The following is a 23184-nucleotide window of genomic DNA, read 5'->3' as shown; positions in this document are numbered from 1 at the left end:
TTACAGGCCGTCCGTTAAGCTTTTCAGTAAAGCTTCGGCAATATTGTCGGTGTTCATGTTTAATTTACCGTCACGAATTGCTTCGCGCAGCTCTTCAACACGGGCCATATTAATGTCTTGGCTAGCGTCTTGCGGTAGTTGGCTTAAGTGCGTTACAACTTCCGCTTGCTTGGCTTCACCCGCACTGGCTTTCTCAGTTTTCTGGGCCGCTTGTGAACGGCTAGATTCTGACTGAGTAACACTATTAGGTGGTTGATAACCATTGATTTTCACGGGAAATCCCTCGCTATTATTGGCGTTGCTAGATTATTTATCGGCACTAGCGCCAAATTCTTTAAGTCTATTTGCACATATTTAACAGTTATTGTGCGGGTTCAGCCCTGCCCGGTGCAACAATTTTAACTCGTATGAGCTGTTTGTTATTTAATCGAACGCGAATTATATCACCAATTGCCCCAGTATCCATGGCCTCGGCCGTTCGCGTAATTTGAAACCCTTTACCGCGGGCTTCAATTACTAGCTCATCGCCAAAATTAACCACTTGTGGCTTGGTTAATAGGTTTTCTTGCAAAATACTGTGTTGGCTTAGCGCCCGGCGTAACTGTTGGCCAATAACTTGCTGCATTGCCTGTGGCGTTGCTAACAATGCATAACGTGGCAAGCGGCCTAAATCACCCTGTTCAATGGTGATGTCGTTACGTGCCAAAGTATGCTTTGCAGCTAAGTCTCGGGTCACCACCAAATAATTTCCTATTACCGACACATCTATTTGTACAAAACGCGGATTGTCACGCAGGCTATCGCCGCACGATAAGGTCACCATGGTGCGCCCAGCTAAACGTTGCGGCTCACGGGAAAAGCGCGCATGAATGTTGGGGCAGCTCAGCAGTGGTTGCAGCGTTTCTGCGGGTGTTAAAAGTTCAACATGATGGCTTGTTGTGGTTGGGGGTAAGTGACGCGCAACCAGTTGCATTATGGCGCGATACCAGTTGGTTTGTGCAACGGTGCTCGTTGTGTCGTCAGCGTGCACCCGAGAGCTGCCCACACTAAGGAACACCAACACAACCAAAGTGCAAGTGTGCAGCAAGCTATGTCGATTTAATGTGGCAACGCCCATGAAAATACCAATAAAAATAAATGACCGTTCGAATTATAGACAGTTTCGCAATGAGGTATTGGCAGAATTGGGGGTAAAAAAGGCGCTTATTCTTTGCTTTGTATTTACACAAGCCGAAGTACTCTGCAACGTGAACAGGAGGGTCTGCACCATGATCGACAAATTAACCAGTGCGTTGCAGTTTCAACAACAGACTTTAGCGCTGCGCCAACAACGCCAAGAAACATTGGCGGGCAATATCGCGAATGCCGATACGCCGAACTATAAAGCGCGAGACTTTGATTTCTCACAAGAGCTCAAGCGCGCCACAGCACAGCAGTCGGGGCCGGTAAAACTGGCAACAACCCATGCTGGGCACATGCAGTTATCGGCTTCAAACACGGCGGTGGACATGAAGTATCGAGTTCCGGCCCAAAACCGGCTTGACGGTAACACTGTAGATATGGATATGGAACGCGCACAGTTTTTAGATAACTCATTGCGCTACCAAGCAGACATTCAATTTTTAGACGATCGCATTAGTGGCCTGAAGAAAGCCATGCAACCAGAACAATAAAAGGGGCTGAAATATGGCAATTTTTTCAATTTTAGATATTTCAGGTTCGGCCTTAACGGCGCAGTCACAACGCATGAATGTGGCGGCCAGCAATATGGCTAACGCGAATAGTGTGGCTGGCCCCGATGGCCAACCGTACAAAGCCAAACAAGTTATTTTTGAACAACAACTGCAAGCCAATGGCGTTGGTGGTGTGCAAGTAAAAGAAGTGGTTGAGTCAGAAGCACCGGCACGGCGCGAGTATCAACCAGGCCACCCACTTGCAGACGAGCAGGGCTATGTGACTATGCCGAATGTCGATCCGGTTGCTGAAATGGTCAATATGATTTCGGCCTCGCGGTCTTATCAAGCCAACGTAGAAGTGATGAACACCAGTAAAGACTTACTGATGCGCACACTCACCATTGGCAAGGGCTAAGGAGTAACCAATGAGTACCATTGATGCAAGCGTGTTAAATCGCGTTAACCAAAGCGCTAATAACGCAAAGGTGGCTTCGAATAGTCAAGAAATGCGCGATAACTTTATGACGTTGTTGGTAACGCAGTTGCGCAACCAAGACCCATTGAATCCAATGGAAAATAACGAAATGACCTCGCAGTTGGCGCAAATTAATACGGTAAGCGGTATTGAGTCGTTAAACGACACTATGCAAACCATTAACGGCCAAATGGAAGCGGCAAAAACCATGCAAGCCTCAGCCTTAATTGGCCGAGCGGTATTGGTGCCTGGTGATCGAATTTTGGTGGGTAACGACGGTGAAGGCGATGCTACGCCATTTGGCATTGAGCTCAATGCGCCTGCAGAAAGCGTGAAAATTAATATTTATAACGCCAGCGGTATGCTGGTTCGCCGTATGGATCTTGGCGAAGTGGGCTCGGGCCCACAGTCGTTCTCATGGGACGGCAAAATGGATGATGGCACAGCAGCCCCTGCTGGCGCTTACAAATTTACAGTTGAAGCCACCAACGGTGACCAGCCGGTTACTTCAGAACGCTTTAACTATGCACAAGTTATCGCGGTGAGTATGACAGACAGCGGTCCGCGACTCGACTTGGGCGGTATTCTAGAACCCGTTCGTCTTGAAGACATTCGGCAAATTATTTAAGGAGCTCGACCATGGGTTTTTCTCAAGCATTATCAGGTTTACGTGCAGCAGCCACTAACTTAGACGTGATTAGTAACAACGTTGCGAACTCACAGGTAGTAGGTTTTAAAAGCGCTCGCGCACAGTTCTCAGATATTTATGCCAATGCCCAAGTGGGTTTAGGTGTACGTGTAGCTGGCGTATTTCAAGACTTCAGCGACGGTAATATAGAAACCACTAACCGCAATATGGACTTAGCCATTAGCGGCAAAGGCTTCTTTCGGTTTGAAAACCAAGGCCAAATTGAATACTCGCGCAACGGCCAATTAACTATTGATAAACAAGGCTTTATTGTTAACGCGCAGGGTGCACAGCTAACCGGTTATCCACAAGGCGTTGAATTTGGGGGCCAGCCAGAAGTATTGCGTGTGCCACCAGGTGGTATTCCAGCGAATGCATCAAGCGAGCTTAGCGGCGTATTTAACTTAGATACCAGTACTGCAATTGTCGACCGTGCAGCAGTGCCGTTTGACCAAGCCGACCCAGATTCGTATTCCTACGCGAACTCGGTCACCTTGTTCGACTCTTTAGGTAACCCGCACCCAAGCATGATGTACTTCACTAAAACTGGCGATAACCAGTGGGAAGTGCGCATGTCACGTGGTACCGAGCTAGCGCCGGAAGTGGGCCAACTAGACTTTGATACCAACGGTTTGCTTACCGGCACCACCAACATGGACGGCTTTACTTTTGCGCCAGGTGAAGGTGCTGCCAACATGTCCATCGCCATGGACGTTACCGGTACCACGCAGTTTGCCAACGAGTTTGAATTAACCTCAATGGAACAAAACGGCTATATGTCAGGCACGCTGATGCAAGTAGCGGTAGCCGAAGACGGCAGCATTATTGGTACCTACTCAAATGAACAACAAGTTGTGCTCGGTACTATTGCACTGGCGAACTTCCAAAGCCTTGAGGGTTTGAAGTCGGTGGGTAATAACGCATGGGTTGAGTCGCAACGCTCAGGTGTTCCTATTTTGTCAGTGCCTGGTGAAGGCCAGTTTGGCTCAATTATGGCGGGTGCTGTTGAGGCCTCAAACGTTGACTTAACTCAAGAGTTAGTAGCCATGATTATTGCTCAGCGTAATTATCAAGCGAACGCGCAGAGCATTAAGTCGCAAGACGAAGCTCTGCAAACCACCATGCAGTTGAAGTAATACCTAAGGTAAAGAGGCTTAATCATGGACGCCATTTTATATACGGCAATGAATGGGGCACGACAAACGCTCGATGAGCAGTCAGTGGTGACCCATAACTTGAGTAACGCATCAACCACTGGTTTTCGGGCGCAGCTTGCTGCTGCCCGCGCGGTGCCTGTTAACGGCCCTGGCGCGTTAGATACACGCGTGGCCGCAGTGACAACCACGGGTTTGTTCGATACTTCGGCGGGGGCTATTCAAACCACCGAACGTGATTTAGATGTGGCGTTCGATCAAGCCAACTGGCTTGCCGTACAAACACCAGCAGGCGAAGCCTATACCAAACGTGGCGATTTACAGATAGATGCCGATGGTCAGTTAATGGTGAACGGCATGCCGGTGCTTGGTGATGGCGGCCCAATATTGTTGCCGCTAGGAACTCAAGTGACTATTGGTAACGACGGTACTGTAAGCGGCATTGGTTTAGGCGGTGACGCCAATGAACTAGTACCGCTTGATCGTTTAAAACTAGTGCGTGTTGATCAGCCGAATCAGTTACAACGCAGCGACGATGGTTGGTTTCGTACTCCTGTGGGCGCGCCATTGCAACGTGACGAAACGGCACAATTGGTGTCCGGCGCGTTAGAGGGTAGTAATGTAAACACGATAGAAGCCATGGTGGCCATGATTGATACGCAGCGCCGCTATGATTTGAATATGAGCGTGATTTCAACCGCTGACGAAACGGCCCAGCAAGCAAATAGTCTGCTGTCGGTGAAGGGCTAAATAGGTTTACTGGAGAACAATTATGATTAAATCGTTATGGACGGCCAAAACCGGTTTGACCGCGCAACAACAGCAGCTTGATGTTATTACCAACAACTTGGCTAACGTAAATACCGCGGGTTTCAAACGTTCACGAGCTGTTTTTGAAGACTTGTTGTATCAAAACATGCGCCAACCAGGTGCTATGAACAATGCCCAAGATAGTTTGCCTTCAGGCCTACAAGTCGGTACGGGTGTGCGTACGGTTGCGACAGAACGTTTGCATACTCAAGGTAGTATGAATAACACCGAAAATTCACGTGACTTAGCTATTAGCGGAAAAGGCTACTTTCAAGTGCTCATGCCAGATGGCTCGTTGGCTTATACCCGCGACGGTAGCTTTCAAGTGAATGAAGACGGCCAAATGGTAACAGCCAACGGTTTTCCATTAGAGCCAGCGATTTTTCTTCCGGCAAACGCTATGAGCGTAACCATTGGCCAAGACGGCATTGTCACCGTGACCCAACCGGGTAATACCCAGAACGTTCAGGTTGGCCAAATTACTTTGGCGATGTTTATGAATGACGCGGGTCTAGAGGCACGTGGTGGTAATTTGTTTGTCGAAACCCAAGCCTCTGGAGCACCAACCGAGTCATTACCAGGCATGAACGGCGCCGGAACTTTATTCCAAGGCTTTGTTGAAGCCTCAAACGTGAATGTGGTGGAAGAAATGGTCAACATGATTCAAACCCAGCGCGCTTACGAAATTAACAGCCGAGCTATTTCAAGCAGTGACGAAATGCTGGCGCGGTTGAGTCAGTTATAACAATCGATTAGGCGAATAAGGCAGATAGCATATGCGTGCGGTTTTGATAGTAACGATGGCGGTGTTGTTAGCGGGGTGCAGCAGCTCGCCACCTGAACCTGTAGTGGTTGATCCTTACGAACCGGTGGTTATACCGGAGAACGCGTATGGGGTACCAAACGGTTCTATTTATCAGGCGCAAAATGGCTATATTCCATTATTTGAGGACCAGCGCCCACGTCGCACGGGCGATATCATTACTATTATTCTTGAAGAGCAAGTGAGTGCGACCAAAAACGCTTCGTCACAATCGTCTCGTGCGAGCAATATTGGTGTGGACCTAGAAGGCTTGCCAGATGCTCTTGAACAACTGGCGGAGTATGGTTTTAGTGTTGGTAGTGCGAATGACTTCGCCGGCTCAGGCGGCAGTAGTGCGTCAAATCAGTTTTCTGGCGTGATTACCGTGCAAGTTATGCAAGTGCTACCTAATGGGAATTTGCGCGTGCGCGGCGAAAAGCAAATCGCCATTAATCAAGGCACTGAATATATTCGTTTTTCGGGCGTCGTGAATCCGCGCAGTATTAATGGCCAAAACAGCGTGTTGTCAACCGCTGTGGCCGAGGCACGCCTAGAGTACATTGGCGATGGTTATATCAACGATGCACAGAAGCAGGGTTGGTTGCAGCGTTTCTTTAATTACATCGCGCCGTTTTAAGTAGAGGTTTTATCATGTTACGACAGTTCATGACGCTTATGACTATAGCCATTATTGGCTTATCAAGTGCACACGCAGAGCGTATTAAAGATCTCGCTGATTTTGCCGGCGTGCGTAACAACAGCCTTGTTGGCTATGGCTTGGTAGTTGGCCTTGATGGTAGTGGTGACCAGACCATGCAGGCGCCGTTTACCGGTCAGAGCATGACAAACATGTTGGCCCAACTCGGTGTCACTATTCCGCCGGGTACCAATATGCAGTTACGTAACGTAGCGGCAGTGATGGTAACGGCTACGTTGCCGCCGTTTGCACGCCCAGGGCAAGAGCTCGATATTGTCGTGTCATCAATTGGTAATGCTCGCAGCTTACGCGGCGGTACCTTATTAATGACACCACTGAAAGGTGCTGACGGCCAAGTCTATGCATTGGCTCAGGGTAATTTATTAATTAACGGTGCAAGTGCAGAGTCGCAAGGTTCATCCGCTGTCATTAATCAACAAGCCGGTGGGCGAATTACTGGCGGAGCCACGGTCGAGCGCAGTGTTGCCCATGATATTACTTACGGCAAAATGCAGTTGAACCTCAAAGAAGCCGACTTCACCACAGCCTTACGTATGGTGGAACGCATTAATCAAGAATTTGGTTATGCGGTTGCCATGGCTCTGGATGGCGGCACCATTCAACTTGATGGCCCAGCAGATGCAGCAAACCGTGTGCAATTTATGGCGCGGGTTGAAAATGTTGATGTGCGTCCAGGCTCGGCTAGCCCTCGGGTTGTTTTAAATTCACGCACAGGTTCGGTTGTTTTAAGTGGGCCAGTAACCCTGCGGCAAGCGGCGGTTGCGCATGGCAATTTATCTGTAACCATTACCCGCCAACCTTATGTTAGCCAGCCGCCGGCGCTTAGCGGCGGCGAAACTGTGGTTGGCGAAACCAGCAACATTGCCATTGAACAAGAGCAGGGCTCCTTGCAAATGGTTGAGGGCGTTGAGTTAATGCAAGTAGTGCAAGCGCTGAATAGCTTGGGTGCTACGCCAAGCGATTTGATGGCGATATTGCAGGCGCTGCATACTTCGGGTGCGCTGCGAGCTGAACTGGAGATTATTTAATGGCTAACTCTGTTACATCGGTCGGTTTAGCGTTAGACGCACAACAATTGAATAAGCTAAAAACGCAAAGCCAGCAGCAACCTAAAGAAGCTGCTGCAGAAGCCGCTCGGCAGTTTGAAGCCTTGTTTATTTCGCAAATGATGAAGTCAATGCGCCAAGCTGGTGGTGAGTCCGAATTATTTAATAGTTCAGCGATGCGTACCTACACCGATATGTTCGACCAACAAATGGCAACTGAAGTTGCCGGTAAAGGTATTGGTTTAGCCGAACAGCTATTACAGCAATTGCAGCTGGAACAAGGTAAAAAACCATAAAGTTATACGTGCTGATGCCGATAAACAAAGGTAACAGCATTAGGGAGTAGGCATGAGTATCTTTTCAATTGGCTTAAGTGGTTTACGCGCGGCGCAAACGGGGCTTTATGCCACCAGTGGCAACATTAGTAACGTGAATACGCCTGGCTATAACCGAGAGCTTGTACAGCTTGGTGAAAACCGTTCGTACGGCGTGCTAGTCAATGGTGTTGAACGCCAATTCAACCAGTTTGTTGCCACCCGCTTAAATGCTGCCAGTGGCTCACTTGCTTCATTAGAAACCTACCACAGCCAAGTGCGCCAAATTGATAACTTGCTGTCAGATGAACGTTCAGGTTTAGCCCCTGTTATGCAAGAGTTTTTTAACGCGCTTGGGCAAATGAATAGCAGCCCAGCAGACCCCGCTGCCCGCGCCGGTGTGTTAGGTACTGCGAGCACGTTGGTTAGTCAATTTAAGTCGTTTGATAACTACCTTGAAGACATTGAGCGCAGTGTGAATGCCGAAATGAAATTTGAGGTGGACTCAATTAATTCGCTTACTGGGCAAATTAGTCAGTTAAATAAAGAGATTCTTTTAGCGCGCTCTGGTGCCGGTGATGCACCAAATAGCCTGTTAAACCAGCGCGATAAACTAGTGCACGACTTGTCACAGCGCATTGATGTGCGTGTGCACGAACAAAAGTCAGGGTCTTATACCATTTCGTTAAATAATGGGTCGCCTCTGGTTTCTGGAGACACCTCGTATCAGCTTGATGCACGAGCTGACGACAACGATCCTACCCGTACTGCTATATTTTACAATGACGTGTCAGGCAACCAGGTTCAGCTCAAAGAGTCGACGTTTAATCGTGGTAGCTTAAGTGGACTTATGGAGTTTCGTTCAAAAAGCCTAGATACCATGCGTAACCAGCTTGGCCAAATGGTACGAGTTTTTGCTGACTCATTTAATCAGCAACATCAAGCCGGCGTCGACCTAAACCAAGAGCCCGGCCAAGCAATGTTCGGCACAGGAGAGCCGGTTGCTTATAGCAATTCACGGAACACTGGAACCGGTGTTGCGGGCGTACAGATAACCGATGCTAATGCATTATTGGCGACCGATTACGACATTAAACTAACCGACACCGGCTACGAAGTTCGCCGTGTTGATAATGGCAAACTGGTTGATGCAACTTTTGATGGTGCCACCGATACGTTGGCATTCAATGGTGTTGAAGTGGCGATGACTGGAGCCGTTGATCAAGGTGACAGCTTCCGTGTGCGACCTTTAGTTAATCAGGCGCAGAGCTTTGAATTATTGCTTACCGAAGGTGCTCAGTTAGCTGCGGCACAGTCTAACGCAAGCGGCGATAACCGTAATGGCTTAGCCATGCTGGACTTACAAAACCAGTTATTAGTTGAGGGCAAAGGTACTTTTAACCAAGCCTACGGCACTATGGTGAGTACTTTAGGCAACCAAATTAACGTGGTACAGGCTAACTTAGCGGCGCAGCAGGGGTTAACAGAACAGCTAACAGCATTGCAGCAGTCAGAGTCGGGCGTAAACCTTGACGAGGAAGCCGCAAACCTGATTCGTTACCAACAATATTACCAAGCCAATGCCAAAGTTATCGAAACTGGTTCAACCATTCTCGATACCATTTTGCAATTGCGCTAACCAGACACTGCGGAGTATAGATTATGCGAATTAGCACTCTCACCATGTACAACCAAAACGTGTCGTCAATGAACCGACAGCAAACAGAGTTCATGAAAATTGGTCAGCAAATTGCCAGTGGTAAACGCATTGTGAATATTTCTGATGACCCACAAGCGATGACGCAAGCAATAAATATTTCGCAATCAAAGTCTGTGTCAAATCAGTTCAATGACGCGCGAGTTGGCGTGCGTAACTCTTTGTCGCAAGAAGAAAGTGTTCTAAACACCGTTAATGATGTGTATTCACGCGCAAAAACATTGATGGTACAAGCTTCAAGCGACACTTTGTCGGACGCGGATCGCGCTTCAGTCTCGAGCGAGTTGCGTGGCCTGTACGAGTCGTTAATAGGCTTAGGCAATACCCGCGACGGCAATGGCCGTTATTTGTTTGGCGGTTACCAAGACGATACAGCGCCTTTTGTGCGAGACGCGAACGGCGATGTGAGCTATGTCGGCAACACAGAGGTGCGCGAGCAGCAAGTCGACGGTGAGCGTCGCATGGCTGTAGGGCATTCGGGTGATAAAATCTTCCGCTCGGTGCACAGCAGCGCAGGTTACTTAGCCGATGCAGGCTTGAATAACCAAGGTACCTTGCAGTTTGGTGGCATTAATATTGTTGACTCAAACCACCCTGACTTTGGGCAAGCGTACGACATTGAGTTTGCCGACAATGCGGGCCAAATGCAGTATCGCGTGAATGGCGGTGCGTGGGCTGATTATAGCAACCCAACTAACGTTGCATTAGGCGGTATTGAAGTTGAGTTAGAAGGTACGCCGGCGGACGGTGATACATTGCGTGTAGCTCGCGGCCAAGATAACAACATGGATATTTTCCGTACCTTTGAAAAAGCGCTAGCGGTGCTTGATAACCCAGCAACCACCGACGCCGAAAAGGCACAGCGCACAAATACTTTGCGCACGGTTATGCGTGAATTAGATAATGGTATGGATAACGTGTTGACCACTCGCGCGGAAGTAGGCGCCCGTCTTAATGAACTAGATGCGTTAGACACTATTGGTGGTAATCGTACATTAGCCTATGAGCAGGCTTTATCTGATTTGGTTGACTTGGATTACGTGGAAGCGGCGTCACAGTACAGCGTGCGTATGGTTGGCTTACAGGCGGCGCAGAAAGCCTTTGTTGACATGAAAGACATGAGCCTCTTCAACTTCCTTTAAGTGCAAGAGAAGATATTAGATATTAGATATTAGATATTAGATATTAGATATTAGATAGTAGATCTGATGTTTCATGCTTTTACCAATATCCAATATCTAATATCCAATATCGCTTTTGCTTTTTCCAATATCGCTTTTGCATTTACAACGCGAGAAGTACTTGTTCGACCATGTTGAGGCCGAGCCGAAATAGGCGCTGTAAATAGCCACCAAGTTCCGTCATTAATACCGTCATCAAAACCAAACCAAGTGTCAATGACATAGGAAAGCCCACCGAGAATACCGTTAGCTGCGGCGCTGAACGATTCAAAATACCCAAGGTTAAGTTGACGATAAGCAACGCACCAAATACCGGCAACGCTAGTAATATTCCAGAGCTGAACACCACCATACCAAAGCGTGCAACTTGTTCGAATGCGCCGGCATTTAAACCTAATGTGCCAATGGGCAGAAACTCGAACGAACGAGCAAGAATTTCTAGCATGATTAAATGGCCATCAATGGCGAGAAACATCAAGATAGCGAAGGTATAAAACACGCGCGATAAAATCATGGTATTCGCGCCGCTGTCGGGTGAAAAGAAGGTCGCAAAGGCAAGACCCATTTGTAAGCCGATATACTCACCAGCGGCCTGTACGGCAGCAAAAACCACCTGTACCACTAAGCCAATCGCAACCCCAATAATGATTTGCTCGACAATGATGCCGAAACTTGCCCATGAAAACAGTGGGATGTCGGGTAAGGGGGGTAATACAGGACCAATAATAATGCTAAATATAAGCGCCAAGCCAATTTTTACACGGTTAGGAATGCTAGAGTGACTAAACACGGGGGCTATCAACAATAGGCCAGTGAAACGGCAGAACGGCCATAGAAATAGGCTGATCCATTCTTGAAGTTGCGCAAAAGTGACCGTGATCATGCGCGACTCCGTTATTGAATCATGGACGGAATATTGGTGAATAACCGCGTGGTGAAATCAATAATAAGCTGCAGCAAATAGGGCCCAATTAATACCAGCACCGCAAGCACGCCAAGAATTTTTGGAATAAAACTCAGGGTCATTTCGTTAATTTGGGTGGCAGCCTGAAATAAGCTGATCAATAAACCAAGCAGCAACGCAGTGAGCAACAGTGGCCCAGCCAAATACACACACAGCAGCATAGCTTGGTAGGCAATGGTCATGACCGTTTCAGGAGTCATTGGCGGCCCCTACACGTAAAAGCTGGCTGCAAGCGAGCCAATAAGTAGTTGCCAACCGTCAACCAATACAAACAACATGAGTTTAAACGGCAAAGAAATTGTGGCTGGCGGTACCATCATCATACCGAGAGCCATAAGGACACTGGCTACCACTAAGTCGATAATTAAGAATGGAATAAAAATAGTGAAGCCAATTTGAAACGCGGTTTTCAACTCGCTGGTGACAAACGATGGCACCAATACGTGAAACGGCACGTCTTGGGGGGTTGCCATAGGGCCTACGTCTGCTAAGCCAGCAAACAATGCCAAGTCGGGCTCGCGTGTTTGGGCTAGCATAAACTCGCGCATAGGGCCTGAAGCAAGCTCTAAAAATTGCGGAAAATCAATGGCATCTTGACTAAATGGCAGCCAAGCAATGTCATAAATTTGGTTGAATACCGGCGCCATAATAAAAAAAGTTAGAAATAACGCTAGACCAAGTAGCACCTGATTCGGCGGCGCCGATTGTGTACCCATTGCGGTACGCAAAAGGCCAAATACAATAATGAGCCGCACAAAGCAGGTCATCATTAAAAGTACGGCTGGTAAAAACGTAAGGCTGGTTAAAAATAGTAACGTTTGTAGCGACAAGGACCACTGCTGACCACCATTTTCAGTGGGCTCGACCACAACGCCCGGAATAGACTGCGATAACGCCTCAAAGGGAACGATAAAAATAGTAAGAGCAACAATGGCAAGCCAAATAATGCGCATTATTTGGCCTCTTCGGTTGGCTTATCTGAAGTTTTGTTCAGAGCCTGTGAGAAACGCGCAGCAAAACTATTTAACTGTGGCTCTGGGCGCTCTTGCGCGGGTAATTCATGTAGCTTAGTAACCTGACCTGAGGCAACGCCGAGCACTAGCCAGGTGCTATTCACTTCAACAATGACAACGCGCTCACGCTGCCCAACCGCAACTGAGCCGACAACATGAAGTAATTTTGAATGACTAAACGAGGTTCCGTTTATTTTTCGAAATAACCATGCACACAGCAGAATAATACCGATAATTAGTATCAGCACTAAGGTTACTTGGCCTAGTAATGCAAGGCCTGTATCAAGTTCTGCCGTAGATGTTTCGTTCATCGATTTAGTTTTTGTACGCGCTCTGAAGGCGTGACAATTTCGGTAATACGAATACCGTATTTGTCATCTAAAACAACCACTTCGCCTTGTGCAATTAAATAGCCGTTAATCAAAATGTCCATTGGCTCGCCCGCTAAGCCATCAAGCTCAACGACCGAACCCTGCGCTAATTCTAGCAGCTGTTTAATAGTAATGCGCGTGCGGCCTAGTTCAACACTAAGTTTCACTGGAATATCCATAATGATATCCAGCTCGTTCATTGAGCTAGCGGCGGCTGAGTTCTCTAGAGGTTTGAAAACGCTGTTGGCATTTTCGTCAGCGGCAGCACCGTTTTCTTCGTCTAACGCGTCAGCCCACGGATCTTGTTCATTGTCTTGGGTTACGTTGTCTTTATTCGTCATCAGAGGACTCCTTTGCGCGCATTGGGGTAAAAATGCCGCCTTTATTGCGTTCACGCATGAATGATTGCGGGAATCGGTGATTTTCAAGCAACCGCTTCACTTTAAGTGCGCGATTGTCATTTAAGCTACCAAATTCGCATTCCATAATTGGCAATGCGTTCACGGTGGCAGTAACCGTTTCTGGCAGCTCAATGGGTAGCACGTCGCCAGGCTTAAGAGACATGACTTGTGGAATACGCATGGGAATATCCACAAAGTTGGCAATAAGTTCAACGCTAGAGGCTTGTAACTCATGCGTAATACGTTGGCGCCAAGCTTTATCGTTACTATTACCGCCAATGTCAGCACGCAAGTTAGTGAGTTTGTCGCGTAGAGGCTCAACCATGGCGTAAGGCATACAAATTTTGAAGTTACTGTCGAGGTTACCTACTTCTAAGTGGAAGGTGGTGGTCACGACAATTTCACTTGGCGAGCTAGTAATTGCCGCAAACTTCGGCTGCATTTCTGAGCGAATGTAACTAATTTCAAGCGGGTGCACCGCGCGCCAAGACTCTTGGTAAGCATCTATTGCTAAGTTCAGCACTCGGTTGATAATGCGCTGCTCGGTACCAGTAAACTCCCGAGCTTCGTTGCGTGTCATAAAGCGGCCATCGCCACCAAACAGGTTTTCGACAATCATAGAAACGAGCGCATGAGGAAATACCACCAGCGCACTGCCGCGTAGCGGTTTCATCGAGATAATGTTTAAGTTTGTTGGTGTTGGCGTGGCGTCGGCAAAGTCACTAAAACGTTGGTATTTAACGGACTCAACCGTAATATCCGCGTTACGACGCAACAAGTTAAACAAATTCATACGAAACTGACGCGCAAAACGCTCGTTAATAACTTCAAGGGTATGCAAGCGTTCACGGACAATACGTGCTTGCGAACCTGGGTCAAACGGTTGTTGTTTGACCTTACGTTTCGGTTTTTGAGCAAGCGCATCGATACCAACATCTGCGGCAGTGGCAGCTGCGGTGTCAGGATCGCTAGATGCATCATCGTCGACCACGCCGGCCAATAATGCATCAAGCTCTTCTTGTGACAGTTGGTGTCCGTTACTCATAAGTACTCTTAGTTATTTAAGTTACTGAACAACTTATTGCTCACCTTATTGAACAATAAACTCAGTAAATAATACGTCGTTTATGGCCAGCGCTTCGTCGCCTTGATAAGGAGCGCTAAGCGAATCCATAATACTTTTTGCTAGAATTTTCTTACCCTCAGACTGGGCAATTTTTTCCGCCTCTTGCCCCGACAGCAGCACCAACAGACGGTTACGAACCTGTGGCATATTCTTCGTTAAAGTCATTTTTACTTGTTCGCTCGGTAACTCAAGAGTTAACCCAGTGTAAAGTAAGCGTGGGCCAAATTGATCGCTCGCTAAGTTCACGGTAAATGGCTGTATAGATAAAAATACTGGGTCGGTCGGTTCAGGTTCAGCTGGTGTTGTGCCCATAGCCGTCGCCGCCGCTAAATTACGCGTGTCCCACAGTAAGTAGGTGTTTGCACCAATCAGCACGAGCACCAATATTAAAATAATCAGCATGATTGGCGAATTGTTTCCGCCTGGAGCTGCCTGTGTGTCGTTTTTACGCGCCATGTTAAATTCCTTCGTTCTTTATCAGCTAAGCCTTTGCTTTATTATCGCTTATTGTTAGCGCACGATTAAGCAAAGGTATCGACTTGACCATTTAAGGCGGCGGCAGTATGCCGAGAATTTTCGCCCATGTCAGTATTTTCGGCCGATTCCGAACTTTCTACAGTATTTTCGTCAAAATTTTGTGCATTGTTTTGCGCATTAGCGGCCCATTGCTGTGCCTGCTGCCGTGCTTGTTGCTGAGCAAACTGTTGACCTTGATCATTGACGTTAGATTCGCCTAATTGAATACCCTGGTTTGCCAGCGCCTCGCGCAGTGTAGGCAGGGCGTGCTCAAGTGCACCGCGAACCTGCTGGCTATGGGTCAAAATATTTAGCTGCGCGGTAGTGTCATCCATACGCAATTGCACTTGCAAAGGCCCTAACTCGGCTGGATGTAAGCGTAATGTCATTTCGTTTTGGTTGTGCATAACCATTTGCAGTACGTTTTGCTGCAGTTGGTTGGCCCAAGCTTGACTACCTACGGGGGCGGCAAGAGAAGCCGTTGTTACTGTTGTGCTAGGTGTCGCTGGTATAGCTTGTGTCGACGGTGCTGACTGCGCAACAGGTGCATCAATCATGATCACGCTGGTGGTCATGGTGGCCGTGGTCACTTGTGCCGGCCGCGTACTATCAATAGGTGTTATTTGGTCAACCGGCTTCAAATCAGCCACCCATGTAGTCGACGCAACACGAGCGTCTGTCTGTTCTGGATTGCGCGGCGCTACTGGAGTGGTAAACACTGGTGGCTGAGCTTGTTTAGCCGTCTCGGTAATTTTACCTGATAATAAAGGCCCAGCAGTTAAGGGGGCGGTGTTCTCAATTGTTTGTTGCCCCACAGTTGCGCTAGAAGCTTGCGCCTGTGATTGCGTGGCTAGGTTTGCAGCCACATTTCTAGCTTTGCTTGATTCAGCGACTTGAGGCAATGTGGCGGTTGGTTGTTCTGCAGCAACTTGAGGTTGTTGAATGGCTTGTTGCTGTTGCAACTGGGCAACAATGAGCGCGATAGTTTCAGGGCTCAAATCGGCCTGCTCAAGCAACTGCTCCTGCTCATTCGCGTTCAGGTTTTTAGCTATCTGCTGTAGCTGAGCTTGCGTGGGCGCTTGATTTAAGTGGTCAGTTTGCGGCTGTAACGCTGCAAATAAGGCGGCGAAACCTTGTGACGGTGTAGCACCTTCCGACGCATTTACCGAGCCTTTGTTGGCGCCCGGTGCGGTATTCACTAAATTATTGAAATTTACCATCATGCTCACCTTGTTTCTCCTAACGCAGCCCGCGCTGACGCATGTACATTGCCAGCGAAAGTTCATCCGCCAGCTTCTGTTCTCGTTGATTAGCTACTTTGGCTGCGGCGGCTTGCTTTCTGTCGCTGAGCGTTTCGTAAGAAGCCAGTTTACGTTGTTTGGTCTGCCAAAGTTGTTGGCTTTTATCGACTTTACCTTCTTGATCGACTAGCGCATTTTGCGCTCGTTGAATGGCATGATCTAAGCTTGCCAAAAAGTGCCGGTAATTGGTTAATAAATGCGTTGCAATGCCATTTTGCATTTGCTGTTGTAACTGCACGGCATAGTCATTGCGATACTGCTGCAACGTTTGTAATTGCTGGGCAATTCTTTGTTTGTTTTGACGCTCTTCAGCCAATAATTTGGCCGCTTCGTTGCGTGCTTTTTCAGCTTGCTCGGTTAAGTGGGCGAGAACGACGCTATTCATGACGACGAACCTCCTACTAATTCAGTTAAGCGTTGTAGTGCTTGGGCAATCGGTGCTTGGTCGTTCATTTTTTGCTGCAAATAGGCCTCTATTTGCGGGAACTTTTGCACTGCTTGGTCAAGTAACGGGTCGTGCCCTGGGCTATACGCCCCAACGCTAATTAAGTCGCGATTACGCTGGTAAACAGAGAATAATTTCTTCAAGCGTTGAGCTTGTTGTTGATGACCCAATGTCGTTACCGACGGCATTACACGGCTGATAGAAGCTTCTACGTCAATAGCCGGGTAATGACCGCTTTCCGCTAAGTTGCGAGACAACACAATGTGACCGTCCAAAATGGCGCGGGTTGAATCGGCAATGGGGTCTTGTTGGTCATCACCCTCTGTTAATACAGTATAGAACGCTGTGATTGAGCCGCCGCCACGTACGCCATTACCTGTGCGCTCAACTAGCGCTGGAATTTTTGCAAATACGCTGGGTGGATAGCCTTTGGTTGCTGGAGGCTCGCCAATAGCGAGGGCTATTTCACGTTGTGCCATAGCAAAACGCGTTAGCGAGTCCATGATGAGCAGCACATGTTTGCCCTTATCGCGAAAGTCTTCCGCTAAGCGGGTCGCGTATGAGGCGCCTTGCAAACGTTGTAACGGCGATGCGTCAGCTGGGGCGGCAACCACTACCGAGCGCGCCATGCCTTCGGCCCCTAAAATATGGTCTATAAATTCTTGCACTTCGCGACCACGTTCACCAATTAAGCCAACCACAATAACATCGGCTTTGGTGAAGCGCGCCATCATGCCCAGCAATACCGACTTACCCACACCAGAACCGGCAAACAGGCCCATGCGCTGGCCGCGACCCACGCTTAACAGCCCGTTGATGGCACGAATACCCACATCAATTGCGGTATCAATAGGCGCGCGTTGCATGGGGTTAATGGTTTTTGTCGCTAAATAGCCATAGTCGGCTTGTTTAGGTAGCGGCTTGTTATCAAGCGGGCGGCCACTGCCGTCGAGCACGCGACCCAACAAGTTTTCGCCAAGCGGAAATCGACGGCTATCATTGTGGCCATCGTTCAGCGGCATCACGCGTGCGCCAGGTACTAAACCCTGCACCGCGTCTAGTGGCATTAAATAGGTAATATCGCCGGCGAATCCAACTACCTCGGCTTCAACCAAGGCCTCGCCGTGTTGTGGCAACTCAATTACGCAACTGCTGCCCACTGGCAGCTTCAGGCCAACGGCTTCAAGCACCATGCCGGTTGCGCGCACCAATCGACCGCACATATACCACTGGGGTAAGTGCTGCAGGCGCTGGTTAACACTATTAAGCGTAACCTGCCATTGGTCGAGTTGCTGCTGGGCGCTAGCCATGGCGTCCTCTTAGTTGGTGCACAATACGTTGCCAACGGGTTTCAATGGTGGCGTCTAGCTCACCGTTGGCGCTAATTAAACGGCAACCGCCGCGTTCTAATCGCTCATCGGCTCGCAGTTTCCAGCCGACAACGGCAATTTCTTGTTCTAAATGCTGCTTCACCAGTGCTAAATCGTCAGGGTTTAACAGTAATACGGGTTTGTCAGTAAGCATGGGGTCTTCGTGCAATATGGCACGAATAAGCTCTAAAACTTGTTCTGGGTTTGCGTCAAGGGCTTCTCCAGCTAATTGTCGACCTACGGTTAACGCCAGTTGCAACAAACTTTCTGACAAATGTGCGTCCATACCCTGTACGGCTGCGTCGGCTTCTTTAATCAGCGCGCTCAACGGCGCTAACGCTGTGTTCAATTGCTCGTTGTAATGCGCTAAGCCTTCTTCACGGCCAGCTTTTAAGCCTTCTTCATGACCAGCTTGGTAACCCGCTTCGCGACCCGCTTTCAAACCCTCTTCATAGGCTTGCTGGCGCGCTTCCTCGCGGAGCTTGCGCAACTCACTTTGCTGATCAAATTGTGCTTGCTCAGCTTGTGCTTGTTGCTTGGCATCGCGTTTTTGCTTCGCGGCCAATGGCTCCATGTTCCAGCTACGCCACTGGTTGTTCGTATTAGACGAAGGCATCATCACCACTACTCAACACAATTTCACCCGAGTCGGCCAAGCGACGAACCACTTGTAGAATTGCTTTCTGCTCGCTTTCAACCTGTGAAACACGAATAGGCCCACGAGTTTCCATTTCTTCGCGAATAAGCTGTGCGGCACGCTGCGACATATTGCGCAAGAATTTCTCGACTAAGCCATCGTCGGCACCTTTGAGTGCCACCACCAGCGAAGTCGTTTCGATTTGCCGTAGTAGTACCTGAATACTGCGATCGTCCAAGTCCATAAGGTTCTCGAACAAGAACATTTCGTCGACAATTTTTTGAGCCAATTCGTCGTTGTAAGCACGAATGTTTTCCAACGCGGTGTCTTCTTGGCCTGCACTAAGCAAGTTAAGAATTTCGGCTGCGGTGCGTACACCACCCATTTTGCTGCGTTTCAGTGACTGACCATCGAGCATGCCGCCCAGTACTTCGGTGAGCTCTTGCAGCGCCGCTGGTTGCACACCAGTAAACGTAGCCACACGCAACACCACGTCATTGCGCAAGCGCTCATCAAATAGCTCTAATACACCAGCTGCTTGTGCGCGGTCTAAATGAATCAAAATGGTGGCGATAATTTGCGGATGCTCATCGCGAATCATCTCGGCCACTTCAGGCACGTCCATCATGTTTAGAGCGTCAATACCAATACCGCCAACTTTGTGCTCAAGTACATCTTCAATGAGTGTATTGGCGCGGTCTGAGCCCAAGGCTTTGGTGAGCACGGAACGCACGTAGTCGTCGTACTTATCCAGAGACGGCGTGTTCGACAAGTCGTTATGGAACATCTCCAGCACAGCTTTAATATCTGCGTGAGACACATCCGAAAGCTTGGTCATTTCTTTACTGATTTTCTGAATCTGGTTCGGCGGAAAATGCTTAAACACTTCCGCTGCCGACTCTTCTTCCAGCATCAATAACAGCAGCGCCGAACGACGCAAGCCGCTCATTTCTTTGGCAACACTCTTGTCAGCGTTACGGTCGGTTGCGTTAGACGTGGTCATCTTCGTTCATCCAATTCTGTAAAATACGGGCTACTTGGCGCGGGTTAGACTGCGCAATTTCTTTCGCTTTCGCCAAGGCTTGCGTGTAACTCTTGTTTTTACGCTGCTCTGGCCAATGGAAACTGTCGCCTGCGGCTTCTTCGTCGTCAAAGTCGTTTTCGTCATCATAGGTTGAACCGTCTTTGCGACGACGGCGTTTCACCACAACTTCTTCCATGTCGTCATCATCGCCTACAACGGCTCGAAGCGTACCTTTACCGTTGGTTGCGACGGCGCCTTCGGCGGCTGGCGTAATATGCACATAACGTTTCATTAATGGGCGCAGCAGCATTAAATACAGCAGTAAAATACCAATGCCCGCCAACACGTAGCGCACAATGTTTTGTGCTAGTTGCATTACTGCTGGTTGCTTATACCACGGCTCTTCAACCACGTTGTCACGCTCGTTTACAAACGGGCTATTAACCACTTCAATTTGGTCACCACGTGCTTCTTGAAAGCCCATCGCTTGGCGCACAAGACGATTAATGTACTCTAGCTCTTCATCACTACGTGGCACCATTTGCGGGTTGCCTTCTTCGTCTAGCGTGGTGCGATGGTTAATTACCACAGCAACCGATAAACGCTCTAGTTGGCCGCGTTGGTGATCAACGTGCTCAACAAAACGGTCAAGCTCATAGTTCACCACTTGGTCTTGCTGCACAGCGCGGGTGCCGGTATTTGTTGCCACTTCACCTTCATCGCCTTCAGCAGGCGCTTCTACTGGCGAAGGCTCAACACCTGGTGGGGTATTGGTTAGCGCACCAGGAATGCCCATAGCGCCATTGCCTGAACCTTGCAAATTGGTATTGCGTTGAATGCTACGAATTGCTGCAGTATCGGCGGTTTGGTTCGGGCTGTAACGCTCGGCAGTGGCTTCACGTTTTGAAAAATCAATTTGCGCCACTACCTGTGCTTTAATGTTGTCGCGACCCAAAATTGGTATCAGGATGTTCTCAATGCGCTGCTGATATGAGCGTTCTACTTGTTGAATGTAGTCTAGTTTTGAGCCGCTTAATGCGTCGTCACGGTTATTTTGTGACAACAGTGCGCCGTATTGATCCACCACCGTCACGTTGTCCGGTGCAAGTTCAGGCACGCTGCTAGACACCATATGAATAATAGCCTGAACTTGGCCGTCACCGAGTTTTCGGCCAGGGTGCAGGGTTAAAATAACCGAGGCTTTGGCAGGCTCGCGCTCGCGCACAAACACGGAAGCTTTGGCCATGGCCAAATGCACACGCGCTTTTTGCACTGGGCCTAAAGATTCCATAGAACTGGACAATTCACCTTCAAGTGCTCGTTGGAAGTTAACTTGCTCAGCAAATTGGCTAATACCAAACGCCTGGTTGTCCATCAGTGAGAAACCGGCGTTGCCACCTTGCGGCAAGCCTTGCTCGGCCATTTGTAAGCGCAACTTATGCACTTGATCACTCGGTACCAAAATAGTGCCAGCACCATTTAGCTGGTATGGAATTTGACGCGTATCTAGCTCGTTCACAATACGGCCGCCATCGGCCTCGCTTAAATTGCTATACAGCACGCGGTACTCAGGGGCGCTGGCCCACATGACCAAGGCAAACACCAAGCCGATAAAGGCCGCACCGCCAATAAGCAGCGGCACTAAACCACTTTGTTTTAGCTTGTTCAGCCATTGCTGTGGCGCTACTGCGCCAGGTGCTGGGCTGTTCATTGTTTGCGCTTGCGTTGCTTCCATTGGGTATCTCAATTCAATTTGTGCACGGATTTATCTACTGCACATTATGCCCAAGGTAATGCAAGTCAAAGTGACAATAAGCGCACTTTTTTATGCTTTATTACAGGCTTCACATTACTTGCGCGCGCGTATAGTTGCTGCATGTTATTTCAGTAGGAAAGAGGGATTTCCATGAGCGTACCGGCTATTCAAACCGCGCTACAGCAAATGCAAACCATGAAGGCAGAAGTAGCCGCACCGGCCGCGGCTAAAGTGAATTTGAACGTGCAGCCAGGCGTTGAAAAAGCGCAAAACGGCGGCTTTGCAGGCGAATTAAAGAATTCAATAGAGCGCATTAACTCGCTGCAACAAACTTCAGCGGCAACCACCAAAGCGTTTCAGTTGGGTGATCCTAACGTGTCGCTCAACCAAGTGATGGTTGATAAACAAAAAGCCGGTTTGGCATTTGATATGGGCGTGCAGGTGCGCAACAAGCTGATTAGCGCTTATAAAGACATTATGAATATGCAGGTATAGTTGCGGGTGCGGTGAAAGAGGCCTTAGGCCTCTTCGCGCACCAATAGCCCTGACATTTCGTGCAAATGCTGGGCAATACGTAGTACTTCTTCGTTAGGAATTTGACGAATCACTTCACCAGTTTCTTGGCTAATAACCTTAATCACCATTTTGCCGGCATCGTCGTTCATCTCAAAGTGAATACCGTAGTTATTCATCACTTCGTTGATTTGTTGAACGGGTTTTACCAATTCATCTTTTTTAATTTCACGCTGCGCTTCACTTTGACGCACCGCAGGCAATTGCTGCAATACTCGGTCTAAACGCTGCTTTTCTGCGGCAGCGGTTGTTACCGGCCAATTTGAAGTGGCTTCATTAATTGGGGTAGCCATACTGTATTCTCCAAAAATGCGAATTTCGTTTCATTTCGCTTACATTGGATATCGGCCAAAATTGTACAAACTTTAGCCGCGCTTATTAAGGTTACAAAGTTGATGCTAATGCACTGACTTTATTATACAAATTCATAATAGCTGATAACGCCACGCGTTCGCTATCGTCGAGTTCCAAATAGGTGTTTTCCGCTCGTCGCCCCTCGGGTTTAATGATATCTGCATACCGACTCAGCAAATGATCTAAGTTCATTTGAATCATCATTAACTCCAACTCAAACTCTTGCTGCTGGCGTTCATACTTGGCTTTTTGCTGCGCATCCGTGCTGTTTTGAATTGCGGCTTTGAGTTTGCTTTCCAAAATAAACTCGACCGTTTTAAGCTTTGGAATCACATCATTAATTAACTGCTCTGACGTGACGGTTGCGCTTGCTACTTTCATGTTATTTACCTTGTACGCGAATTAGGCCGTTTTTAAGGCCATCTAACGTTATCGGCGGGTATTCAAGTAACTTTAATTTATTTGTCGAGACATGATCAGCCAATAAAAAAGGCACCCGAAGGTGCCTTTCATCATTGCTAAGGGGATTAGCCCTGCCGGTATTAACCCAACAGTGACAATACGCCTTGTGGAACCTGGTTTGCTTGCGCAAGAACCGAAGTACCCGCCTGCTGAAGAATCTGCGCACGCGTCATGTTCGCAACTTCTACCGCGTAGTCAGCGTCTTCGATACGTGAACGCGCTGCTGCCAAGTTGGTTTCGTTGGTTTGCAAGTTAGTGATTGCAGACTCGAAACGGTTTTGGATAGCACC

At 48.4% G+C, this 23184-nt stretch carries 30 protein-coding genes; 12 read left to right on the top strand and 18 right to left on the bottom strand.

Going from position 1 to position 23184, the window contains the following annotated elements; translation table 11 throughout:
- A complete protein-coding gene (gene flgM, locus ASC40_RS11190; RefSeq protein WP_055439900.1) occupies positions 1–273 on the bottom strand; it encodes a flagellar biosynthesis anti-sigma factor FlgM in 273 nt (90 codons plus the stop codon).
- 88 nt (positions 274–361) lie between these two features.
- Complete coding sequence (flgA, locus tag ASC40_RS11185; RefSeq protein ID WP_055439899.1) at positions 362–1117, bottom strand: flagellar basal body P-ring formation chaperone FlgA; 756 nt, start codon at positions 1115–1117, stop codon at positions 362–364.
- 151 nt (positions 1118–1268) lie between these two features.
- Between flgA and flgB the strand changes: the two genes are divergently transcribed.
- The 11 genes from flgB to flgL are packed head-to-tail and all read left to right on the top strand — an operon-like array spanning position 1269 to position 10542.
- The gene (gene flgB, locus ASC40_RS11180; RefSeq protein WP_055439898.1) at positions 1269–1673 is read left to right on the top strand and encodes a flagellar basal body rod protein FlgB; all 405 of its coding nucleotides are present in this window, start codon (positions 1269–1271) and stop codon (positions 1671–1673) included.
- 13 nt (positions 1674–1686) lie between these two features.
- Positions 1687–2091 (top strand): flagellar basal body rod protein FlgC, encoded by a 405-nt coding sequence (flgC, locus tag ASC40_RS11175; RefSeq protein ID WP_055439897.1) that lies wholly within the window; start codon positions 1687–1689, stop codon positions 2089–2091.
- 10 nt (positions 2092–2101) lie between these two features.
- Positions 2102–2779, top strand: coding sequence for a flagellar hook assembly protein FlgD (gene flgD, locus ASC40_RS11170; protein ID WP_055439896.1), 678 nt, complete (start codon positions 2102–2104; stop codon positions 2777–2779).
- Positions 2780–2790: 11 nt separating this feature from the next.
- Positions 2791–3975 (top strand): flagellar hook protein FlgE, encoded by a 1185-nt coding sequence (gene flgE / locus ASC40_RS11165; RefSeq protein ID WP_055439895.1) that lies wholly within the window; start codon positions 2791–2793, stop codon positions 3973–3975.
- 24 nt (positions 3976–3999) lie between these two features.
- Complete coding sequence (locus ASC40_RS11160) at positions 4000–4743, top strand: flagellar basal body rod protein FlgF (RefSeq protein ID WP_055439894.1); 744 nt, start codon at positions 4000–4002, stop codon at positions 4741–4743.
- Positions 4744–4765: 22 nt separating this feature from the next.
- Entirely contained in the window at positions 4766–5548 is a 783-nt protein-coding gene (gene flgG / locus ASC40_RS11155; RefSeq protein WP_055439893.1) for a flagellar basal-body rod protein FlgG, read from the top strand.
- Between the two features lie 31 nt (positions 5549–5579).
- Positions 5580–6242 (top strand): flagellar basal body L-ring protein FlgH, encoded by a 663-nt coding sequence (locus tag ASC40_RS11150; protein ID WP_055439892.1) that lies wholly within the window; start codon positions 5580–5582, stop codon positions 6240–6242.
- A gap of 14 nt (positions 6243–6256) precedes the next feature.
- On the top strand, positions 6257–7351 hold the full coding sequence (locus tag ASC40_RS11145) for a flagellar basal body P-ring protein FlgI (protein ID WP_055439891.1): 1095 nt from the start codon (positions 6257–6259) through the stop codon (positions 7349–7351).
- Positions 7351–7665, top strand: a complete 315-nt coding sequence (locus ASC40_RS11140; RefSeq protein ID WP_055439890.1) for a rod-binding protein — start codon at positions 7351–7353, stop codon at positions 7663–7665. The genes ASC40_RS11145 and ASC40_RS11140 overlap by 1 nt, the downstream gene beginning before the upstream one ends.
- A gap of 52 nt (positions 7666–7717) precedes the next feature.
- Positions 7718–9322, top strand: a complete 1605-nt coding sequence (flgK, locus tag ASC40_RS11135; RefSeq protein WP_055439889.1) for a flagellar hook-associated protein FlgK — start codon at positions 7718–7720, stop codon at positions 9320–9322.
- Positions 9323–9345: 23 nt separating this feature from the next.
- A complete protein-coding gene (gene flgL, locus ASC40_RS11130; RefSeq protein ID WP_055439888.1) occupies positions 9346–10542 on the top strand; it encodes a flagellar hook-associated protein FlgL in 1197 nt (398 codons plus the stop codon).
- A 142-nt stretch (positions 10543–10684) separates the two neighbouring features.
- Here flgL and fliR read toward each other — a convergent pair whose 3' ends face one another.
- The 13 genes from fliR to fliF all read right to left on the bottom strand — a co-directional run bounded on the left by fliR (position 10685) and on the right by fliF (position 21484).
- Entirely contained in the window at positions 10685–11464 is a 780-nt protein-coding gene (gene fliR, locus ASC40_RS11125) for a flagellar biosynthetic protein FliR (RefSeq protein ID WP_055439887.1), read from the bottom strand.
- An 11-nt stretch (positions 11465–11475) separates the two neighbouring features.
- Positions 11476–11745, bottom strand: a complete 270-nt coding sequence (gene fliQ, locus ASC40_RS11120) for a flagellar biosynthesis protein FliQ (protein ID WP_055439886.1) — start codon at positions 11743–11745, stop codon at positions 11476–11478.
- 9 nt (positions 11746–11754) lie between these two features.
- Positions 11755–12498: a flagellar type III secretion system pore protein FliP gene (fliP, locus tag ASC40_RS11115; RefSeq protein WP_055439885.1), complete on the bottom strand. Its 744-nt coding sequence runs from the start codon at positions 12496–12498 to the stop codon at positions 11755–11757.
- On the bottom strand, positions 12498–12869 hold the full coding sequence (fliO, locus tag ASC40_RS11110) for a flagellar biosynthetic protein FliO (protein ID WP_055439884.1): 372 nt from the start codon (positions 12867–12869) through the stop codon (positions 12498–12500). The genes fliP and fliO overlap by 1 nt, the downstream gene beginning before the upstream one ends.
- Positions 12866–13270 carry a flagellar motor switch protein FliN gene (fliN, locus tag ASC40_RS11105; RefSeq protein WP_055439883.1) on the bottom strand — a complete coding sequence of 135 codons (405 nt, stop codon included), beginning with the start codon at positions 13268–13270 and terminating at the stop codon, positions 12866–12868. Before fliN ends, fliO begins: the two co-directional genes overlap by 4 nt.
- On the bottom strand, positions 13260–14375 hold the full coding sequence (gene fliM, locus ASC40_RS11100) for a flagellar motor switch protein FliM (RefSeq protein WP_055439882.1): 1116 nt from the start codon (positions 14373–14375) through the stop codon (positions 13260–13262). Before fliM ends, fliN begins: the two co-directional genes overlap by 11 nt.
- Positions 14376–14420: 45 nt before the next feature.
- Complete coding sequence (fliL, locus tag ASC40_RS11095; protein WP_055439881.1) at positions 14421–14912, bottom strand: flagellar basal body-associated protein FliL; 492 nt, start codon at positions 14910–14912, stop codon at positions 14421–14423.
- Positions 14913–14977: 65 nt separating this feature from the next.
- The gene (locus ASC40_RS11090) at positions 14978–16195 is read right to left on the bottom strand and encodes a flagellar hook-length control protein FliK (protein WP_169782099.1); all 1218 of its coding nucleotides are present in this window, start codon (positions 16193–16195) and stop codon (positions 14978–14980) included.
- A 16-nt stretch (positions 16196–16211) separates the two neighbouring features.
- Positions 16212–16658 carry a flagellar export protein FliJ gene (gene fliJ / locus ASC40_RS11085; protein WP_055439879.1) on the bottom strand — a complete coding sequence of 149 codons (447 nt, stop codon included), beginning with the start codon at positions 16656–16658 and terminating at the stop codon, positions 16212–16214.
- Positions 16655–18028 carry a flagellar protein export ATPase FliI gene (gene fliI / locus ASC40_RS11080; protein ID WP_055439878.1) on the bottom strand — a complete coding sequence of 458 codons (1374 nt, stop codon included), beginning with the start codon at positions 18026–18028 and terminating at the stop codon, positions 16655–16657. The genes fliJ and fliI overlap by 4 nt, the downstream gene beginning before the upstream one ends.
- Positions 18021–18707, bottom strand: coding sequence for a flagellar assembly protein FliH (fliH, locus tag ASC40_RS11075; protein WP_072243452.1), 687 nt, complete (start codon positions 18705–18707; stop codon positions 18021–18023). The genes fliI and fliH overlap by 8 nt, the downstream gene beginning before the upstream one ends.
- The gene (gene fliG / locus ASC40_RS11070; protein WP_211256888.1) at positions 18691–19728 is read right to left on the bottom strand and encodes a flagellar motor switch protein FliG; all 1038 of its coding nucleotides are present in this window, start codon (positions 19726–19728) and stop codon (positions 18691–18693) included. The genes fliH and fliG overlap by 17 nt, the downstream gene beginning before the upstream one ends.
- Positions 19715–21484: a flagellar basal-body MS-ring/collar protein FliF gene (gene fliF / locus ASC40_RS11065; protein ID WP_055439876.1), complete on the bottom strand. Its 1770-nt coding sequence runs from the start codon at positions 21482–21484 to the stop codon at positions 19715–19717. Before fliF ends, fliG begins: the two co-directional genes overlap by 14 nt.
- Before the next feature lie 171 nt (positions 21485–21655).
- Here fliF and fliE point away from each other — a divergent pair, with 171 nt between their 5' ends.
- Entirely contained in the window at positions 21656–22000 is a 345-nt protein-coding gene (gene fliE, locus ASC40_RS11060) for a flagellar hook-basal body complex protein FliE (protein WP_055439875.1), read from the top strand.
- A 23-nt stretch (positions 22001–22023) separates the two neighbouring features.
- Here the strand turns inward: fliE and ASC40_RS11055 are convergent, their stop codons facing one another.
- From ASC40_RS11055 to ASC40_RS11045, 3 genes are all read right to left on the bottom strand, one after another.
- Positions 22024–22371 (bottom strand): flagellar protein FlaG, encoded by a 348-nt coding sequence (locus ASC40_RS11055; protein ID WP_055439874.1) that lies wholly within the window; start codon positions 22369–22371, stop codon positions 22024–22026.
- 91 nt (positions 22372–22462) lie between these two features.
- The gene (locus ASC40_RS11050) at positions 22463–22813 is read right to left on the bottom strand and encodes a hypothetical protein (RefSeq protein WP_055439873.1); all 351 of its coding nucleotides are present in this window, start codon (positions 22811–22813) and stop codon (positions 22463–22465) included.
- 161 nt (positions 22814–22974) lie between these two features.
- Positions 22975–23184 (bottom strand): flagellin (locus ASC40_RS11045; RefSeq protein ID WP_281175495.1); only part of this gene is annotated, 210 nt, incomplete at its 5' end.

Origin of the sequence: Pseudidiomarina woesei (assembly GCF_001418345.1) — a bacterium.
GTDB classification, from domain to species: domain Bacteria; phylum Pseudomonadota; class Gammaproteobacteria; order Enterobacterales; family Alteromonadaceae; genus Pseudidiomarina; species Pseudidiomarina woesei.
This window is presented reverse-complemented; position numbering and strand designations above follow the sequence as displayed.